Source organism: Nocardia sp. NPDC059229 (assembly GCF_042754165.1).
In the GTDB taxonomy this organism is placed as follows: Bacteria; Actinomycetota; Actinomycetes; order Mycobacteriales; family Mycobacteriaceae; genus Nocardia.
Genome location: NZ_JBHZAK010000034.1, coordinates 44,364 through 51,330, shown reverse-complemented (window position 1 = coordinate 51,330; position 6,967 = coordinate 44,364). Strand labels below are relative to the sequence as shown.

The window sequence follows — 6,967 nt, the reverse complement described above, 5'->3', positions numbered from 1 at the left end:
GGGCAATGGCGCGGCCAAGCCGCCGGCCGCCAAGCCGGGTGGCCTCGGCTTCAAGTCGGGGATGAAGGCGCCGGGCCGGAAGAACTAGGCCCCGGCCCGAAACAGCGGGCGGCCGAACCTGATTGACGAGGGCGGCGCTACCGACACGGTAGCGCCGCCTTCGTCGTTCCCGCCGCGTACCAGCCCGTTCGCCGCCGATTCGGCGGGCGCTGCGGCGGCAATTCACTGGCCATTCGCAACCCGTTGGCTAATCTCAGGCAACATGACGGGCCGGAGTTCGCCATACTGCAAGGTATGACGGATGCGCGGGCGGTGCGGGTCGAGATCGGGGTGGAGTCTCTGGGCGGGGTCCGGATCGCCGAACAGGCGGGGGCCGCACGGGTGGAATTGTGTACGGGGCTGACGGTCGGGGGACTCACGCCCGGGCCGGCGCTCATCGAGGCGGCGGTCGAGGCGGCGGGGCACACCCAGGTACACGTGCTGATCCGGCCCCGGCCGGGCGACTTCCGCTACTCGGCCGACGAGGTGGCGCTGATGCGCACCGATATCGAGCGGGTGCGGGCGGCGGGCGCGCACGGGGTGGTGATCGGCGTCCTCGACGAGGACGGCCATGTCGATCCGGCCGCCAATACCGAGCTGCTGGCCGCCGCGGACGAGCTGGAGGTCACCTTCCACCGCGCGTTCGATGTGTGCGCGGATCCGTATGCGGGTTTCGACCAATTGCTGGAGCTGGGCTTCACCCGATTGCTCACCTCGGGCCGCCAGGAGTCGGTGCTGGACGGCGCAGCCCTGATCGGCCGGCTGGTGACGCTGGCCGACGGCCGCATCGACGTGATGGCCTGTGGCGGCCTGCGGGCCGACAATGCCCGCCGGGTGATCGAGCTGACCGGAACCCGCGATCTGCATGCGGCCGTGCGCATTCCGGTGCCCGGCCGCCCGCAGTCCGACTCCGAGGTCTCCTTCGCCGAATTCGGAGTGCCCAGTGGCTTCGATCATTTCGTCACGGACGCCGACGGCGTATCGGCGCTCTGTGAGGCGGCGCGGAACACACACTGACGGTCGCCGCCCAGAATCAGGGCCGGGAGTGCCGTCCGCCACGCGGCGGCTCGGGCGGCCACCCCTGATCATCGGAGAAGCCCTGATCCTGCTGCCACCCCTGATCCGGCTGCCGGGCCTGGCCCCGCGTTCCCGAATCCGACCACGGCTCGCTCGGATTGAACCACGACGAGGTCGTGTACTGCCGCTCCTCCGGCGGATTCGGATTCGGCTGCACCACACCGGTTCTCGGCACCGTCGTCTGCTCACTCCCACCGGACACACCGGGCTGGGCGCCGATTCGCGCCACGGGCTGTTCCCCGGTCCACGAATCCCGCTGTTGCGCACCGGTTCTCGGTACGGCCTGTTGCTCCCCGCTGTACGGTCCGCTCTGCTGAGTACCTCGGCGCACCACAGGTTGCGATCCCGAGGGGTACTCGCCGGTGCGCGGGCCGCCGGCACGACGCATCGCGGGCTGGGATCCGGTGCGCGGCCCACCCGCGCGGCGCGGCGTATTCCGTTGCGCCCCCGCACTTCGCGTCCGCTTGGCGCCCGCACCCGCGCGCACCTCGGCAGGCTTGGCGCCCAGCGGCCGGGCCAGCAGCACCGCGATGGCGGTGGTGAGCGGCACCGACAGGGCCAGCGCGATACCGCCGACCGCCGACCGCGCGATCTCGATGCCCACCGCGTCGCCGGTCAGCACGTCCCGTATGGGCCGCCCGGCCACGCTGAACAGCAGCAGCAGCGGCAGCGCCCCACCGGCGTAGGCGAGCACCAGGGTGTAGACGGTACTGGCGATATGGTCCCGGCCGACCCGCATGGCCGCGGAGAAGATGCTGCGGCGGTTGGCCTTCTGGTCCAGCGCCGCCAGCTCGAAGGCAGCCGAGGCCTGCGTGATGGTAACATCGTTGAGCACACCGAGCGAGCCGATGATGAATCCGGCCAGCAGCAGCCCGGTAATGCTCACGTGCTGGATATACGCCGCGACATTGGTGTTCTGTTCTTCGGACAACCCGGTGAGATGGGTGACATTCAACGACACCCAGGACAGCACCGCCGCCAGCACCATCGAGGTCAGCGTCCCCAGCAATGCCGAACTGGTGCGCAAATTCACCCCGTGCGCCAGATACAACACGGAGTAGAGGATCACCGCCCCCGCGACCAACGCCACCGGTATCGCCGGTTTCCCGTCCAGCAGCGCCGGCAGCAGGAACATCACCAGCACCCCGAACGCAATGACGAGCCCGATCAACGCCCGCAACCCCCGCCACCGCGCCACCGCGATGATGACCACCGCGAAAACGATCCCGATGATGCTCAACGGCAACCCACGCGCGAAATCATCGAACGAGTACAGCGTCGCCCCACCCGGATCCTGCGGCGTCTTCGGCGCTGCCTGCGGCACAATCCGAATCTTGTCCCCCACACTCAAATTCGGCTGATCCGGCGTAGGCGAATTGACGAAGACCGTCCAACTCCCCTTGTCTGCCCCCGAATCGATCGAGATCACACTCCGCGCACACTGCCGCTGAGCCGCCGCGAGCAACTCCGGCTCAACAGTGAAGACCTTCCCGTTCGACACATCCCCACACGGCCCGAGATCCTGCTTCACCACGGTCCCCGCCTCGGAGTGCACCGCACCCCCGCCCCCGTTCTGCATGGGCAACGGAATATCGATGTGCTGAGAACTAGGCCAAAGCCAAACCAGCCCGACAACCACCGCCACCCCGATCACCGCCAATAGCCCGACGACAACGCGTGCGGCATTGGTCCCGATAGCAATAGGCCCGGAGTGGTCGTGATGGTGATGATGAGAGTGCTGGTGATCGCTCACCCGCAGAGCCTAAACGAAAACCATTCCTGACATGCTGAGAGGTTCTCCCCGCCCGTCAGACGAAGGTTCCTTCCCGATCCCCGAGGCGACAACTGATTTCGCAACGTTCGGGGTAACTCACCGGGTACCCCCAAAATCATCTCAGCTCCCAACGCAGGCACGGATGCGAAACCGGCAACGGCTCCAAGACGTCCGCCAAAGGCCCGGGGAGGCGGGAGAGTGTGGGAGGGGCGGCGGAGAGCAGGGGGATGTCTCCGCCGCCCGGGTCAGCGGCCCAGGGGGGGTAGGCCGGCTAACCAGGGCCGGACGGCCCAGGGGGGGTAGGCGGTCCGGCCGGGCACCTGAGTGCCGAGGACCACTGTACACAAAAGACGGTTCTTTGCGCTAGCTAAGTCTCTAAAAACCCAACTTTTTCGTACCAGCGGTTTGTTTTAACCAGGGTCTCACCCGCGCCATCCACCCCGAGCAGGAGTGTCCACAGGCGGACACGACCGAATAACCACAGGTCAGACCGGGTATTCGCGAAGACGCGCCGGTACCCCAGCGTACCCCGCGCGTACCCGGTGATCGAGAATTTCCGGCTGGAATTACTGGCGATAGCTCGCGAGGAAGTTCCCGAATCGCTCGATGGCGACCGAGAGATCGCGGGCCCAGGGCAGCGTGACGATGCGCAAGTGATCGTGATGCGGCCAGTTGAACCCGGTGCCCTGCACCATCAGGATCTTCTCCTGCAGCAGCAGATCCAGCACCAGCTTCGAATCGTCGTGGATCTCATGGACTTCCGGGTCCAGCCGCGGGAACGCGTACAGCGCGCCGGTGGGCTTCACGCACGAAACGCCCGGAATGGTATTGAGCTTCTCCCAGGCCACATCCCGCTGCTCGAGCAGCCGCCCGCCCGGCAGCACCAGGTCGTCGATGCTCTGATGTCCGCCCAGCGCCACCTGAATGGCATGCTGCGCAGGCACATTCGGGCACAGCCGGGTGGAGGCCAGCAGGTCGATGCCCTCCAGGAAGCCGCCCGCGTGATCCTTGGGACCGGTGATGACCAGCCATCCGGAGCGGTAGCCCGCCACCCGGTACGCCTTGGACAGGCCGTTGAAGGTGAGGCACAGCAGGTCCGGGGCGAGCGTCGCCAGCGAGACGTGCTTGGCGCCGTCGTAGAGGATCTTGTCGTAGATCTCGTCCGCCAGCAGCAGTAGCTGATGCTTGCGGGCCAGGTCCACCACCTGCTGCAGCACCTCGGCGGAGTACACCGCGCCGGTGGGGTTGTTGGGGTTGATCACGACAATCGCCTTGGTCTTGTCGGTGATCTTGGATTCCATGTCGGCGATGTCCGGCTGCCAGCCATTGGACTCGTCGCACAGGTAATGCACCGGGGTGCCGCCCGCGAGCGAGGTCATGGCCGTCCACAGCGGATAGTCCGGTGCGGGGATGAGCACCTCGTCGCCATTGTCGAGCAGCGCCTGCATGACGATGGTGATCAGCTCGGAGACGCCGTTGCCCAGGTAGACGTCGTCCACATCGAATTCCGGGAAGCCGGGCACCAATTCGTAGCGGGTGAAGATGGCCCGCCGCGCCGGCAGGATGCCCTTGGACTCCGAGTAGCCCTGCGCGTAGGGCAGCGCCGCGATCATGTCGCGCATGATGACGTCGGGCGCGTCGAATCCGAACGGCGCGGGATTGCCGATGTTCAGCTTCAGAATCCGGTGCCCCTCGGCCTCCAGCCGTGCCGCGTGTGCGTGTACCGGACCCCGGATCTCGTAGAGCACGTTCTGGAGTTTGGTGGACTGTTCCAGGACGCGGGGGGACCGGTGCGGAAGGTGACTCGATGGGCTCACCCCGTTAATGGTGCCATTCGCCCGCAACCAGGTTTCTTCGTGTCCAGCGCAGGGCTACCGGACGGTAGCGGGGCGGCTACCTCGAGGTATCGGGCGGCAGCACGCTTCTAGCGGCGGTGGAGCCGCAGAAGTCCTCGATCCGCTCGTCCAGGTCCTGCGCTTCACCGGCGTCCCGGAACTCCGGGCCGGCCAGCCGCTGGCGCACCGCGCTGAGCCGTTCCTCCAACTGCGCGATCCGCTTGTCCTCGTCCAGCTCCAGCACCGGTTCCAGGGCGGCGGCGGCCCCGTCGAGGCTGCCGTTGATCAGGTGGGCGGCCGCATTGTCCACCCGGGCCAGCGACTCCGCGCCGTAGGAGCGCTTGTCGGTCGGGCCGTTCACATACAGGTCGATGGCTCGGCTGGTGGCGTCCAGGGCGGGCTCGGCCTGGCCCAGATGGATATAGGTGGCGCCGGCGTAGTAGTGGCTCTTGGGCTGGTTGAACCCGAACACGCCGCCGACGTCGTCGTGCAGGTTGTCGCTGGATTCGCTGTCGCGGGCGTCGTCGGCGGCACGGATGCAGCGCTCTGTGTCGGCGGTGCTGCCCAGCCGCGACCAGATGCGGGCCTCGATGTTCAGCAGCCGCACCCGCGAGGTCGCGGATTCGGCATAGCGCTGGCCGCTCTGGGCCAGCAGGACCGCGCGGCGCGGCCGCTCGGACCGGTACTCGATGAGCGCCTGCATGCCGCGGGTCCAGGCGCGCAGCGGATCGTGCTCGCACAGTTCGGCGTAAGCCCAAGCGGCCCTTGCCTGTTCACCGGCCGCGTCGAAATAGCCCAGATCCGTACTGGCATTCGCCAGCAGACCGGACAGGGTACCCGCCAAAAGGTACAGGTGCGCCGTATCGGACGGACGCTGATGGCCTTCCAGCAACCGGTAGACCCGACGCCGCACCCGCAGCATCTCCACCATCATCGGCACCGGCGGCATGTGTACGTAATCGTTGGCGATGCGCGTGACATCCGCATCGAGCTGTTCCAGCAGGGTCGCACCCACATTGGTGCCCTCGGCCCTCCCCGCGTGCTCGCTTGCTTCGTGAGCAGCCGCCATGATCAGATCCCTCTCCGAAATCGCCGCTAACGCATCGCCCCTCATCGCACCCGTATCGACGAGTGCCAGCAGTTCCGCGTCGCTGGAATAACTGGCCTGCGCCGGCATCCCGCTCCGAGACTCGGAACCGCCTTGGCGCACATCGAAACCGGGAACGGCGGGGCGGTCGATCAAGGGCTGGTCGATCAAGGCCGCGAACCGTGCCCGCACAACATCGTCGGACCTGGCAAGGGAAGTATCGAGGGCGGCCTGATTGATGGGGCGGGGATGCACCCGATCGCCCCCGGCCTCCCATTTCGAGACCAGTCGCTCGTGCACACCCAGGTGGGCGGCGAACTCCCGGATACTCATGCGTTTGGCATCGCGGAGGGCCCGGGCCTCTTTGCCTGACCAGTGCCGGACCACGGTGCCATCCCTTCCGAACGAACTCCGAACTCCAGGGTACGAGCGGAAAGTGGCCGCGACCACATCCGAAACCTTCTCGGTACCAGGCGTTATACGCACCGGTGATAGTGGCGGCGGAAAGGCAGCGGAAGGCGGGTGTGCGGGCGTTCTCACCGTGGCCCCCGGCACGCGACCCTGGTGACCAGGGGAAGGAGGCGGGGACGTGAACGCGGACAGGCTCAGAACAGTCGAAGACTGGGTTTCCCACTACCGGCACGAGTTCGGGCTGCCGGTCATCGAACGCGGCGGATTCGTCATGCTTCCCGTCACCGCGCAGATCGGGGTGGTGCACCTCCCGGTCGCGCGGGCCGAAATGGTGCGCGGCGCACTGCAACAGCAGCGCCGCGGCGGGCCCATGCTGGCCCGGCAGATTCGCTGGAGCTTTCTGGCCGAACCGGATTCGCGGCCCGGCGAACAGATCATGATGGCGCTCAACCGGCTCGATATCGGCATTCCGGCCATCGGCAGCGCGGTCATGCTCCCCACCGGCCTCGGCCGCTGGACGCGCGAGGGCTGCCACTGGGTGACGCCACCCGCACGTGATTCCAAACTCCCACCCCTGTCGGCGATCATCACGACAGCTCTGGCGGTGGGAGCGGAAAGCGAGGACTGAACGCAGCCGGTCCTCGCACCACCGAGTCCGCCCCTACTGGCAGTCGACGGGGCGGACTCGGCTCTTTTCGATGGGTTTGGCCCACAACGGCTTTCGGGCTCGACGGGGAGCGAAGG

At 67.2% G+C, this 6,967-nt stretch carries 4 protein-coding genes and 1 pseudogene; 2 read left to right on the top strand and 3 right to left on the bottom strand.

What is annotated here, in order from left to right:
• Window positions 1-294: 294 nt before the first annotated feature.
• Window positions 295-1,056 (top strand): copper homeostasis protein CutC, encoded by a 762-nt coding sequence (locus ACFXHE_RS40970; protein ID WP_379390640.1) that lies wholly within the window; start codon window positions 295-297, stop codon window positions 1,054-1,056.
• A 520-nt stretch (window positions 1,057-1,576) separates the two neighbouring features.
• Here the strand turns inward: ACFXHE_RS40970 and ACFXHE_RS40965 are convergent.
• From ACFXHE_RS40965 to ACFXHE_RS40955, 3 genes and pseudogenes are all read right to left on the bottom strand, one after another.
• Window positions 1,577-2,869 (bottom strand): annotated as a pseudogene (locus ACFXHE_RS40965) (YibE/F family protein); the annotation flags it as partial.
• Window positions 2,870-3,456: 587 nt separating this feature from the next.
• Window positions 3,457-4,716, bottom strand: a complete 1,260-nt coding sequence (locus ACFXHE_RS40960; RefSeq protein WP_379390644.1) for a pyridoxal phosphate-dependent aminotransferase — start codon at window positions 4,714-4,716, stop codon at window positions 3,457-3,459.
• A gap of 67 nt (window positions 4,717-4,783) precedes the next feature.
• Window positions 4,784-6,145: an XRE family transcriptional regulator gene (locus tag ACFXHE_RS40955; protein WP_379390638.1), complete on the bottom strand. Its 1,362-nt coding sequence runs from the start codon at window positions 6,143-6,145 to the stop codon at window positions 4,784-4,786.
• Between the two features lie 256 nt (window positions 6,146-6,401).
• Here ACFXHE_RS40955 and ACFXHE_RS40950 point away from each other — a divergent pair, with 256 nt between their 5' ends.
• Window positions 6,402-6,851: a hypothetical protein gene (locus ACFXHE_RS40950; RefSeq protein WP_379390636.1), complete on the top strand. Its 450-nt coding sequence runs from the start codon at window positions 6,402-6,404 to the stop codon at window positions 6,849-6,851.
• The last annotated feature ends 116 nt before the right edge of the window (window positions 6,852-6,967 follow it).

Coding starts and splice junctions, on each gene's coding strand:
- ACFXHE_RS40970 (WP_379390640.1), top strand. CDS start 295: ATGACGGATGCGCGGGCGGTGCGGGTCGAGATCGGGGTGGAGTCTCTG.
- ACFXHE_RS40955 (WP_379390638.1), bottom strand. CDS start 6,145: ATGAGTATCCGGGAGTTCGCCGCCCACCTGGGTGTGCACGAGCGACTG.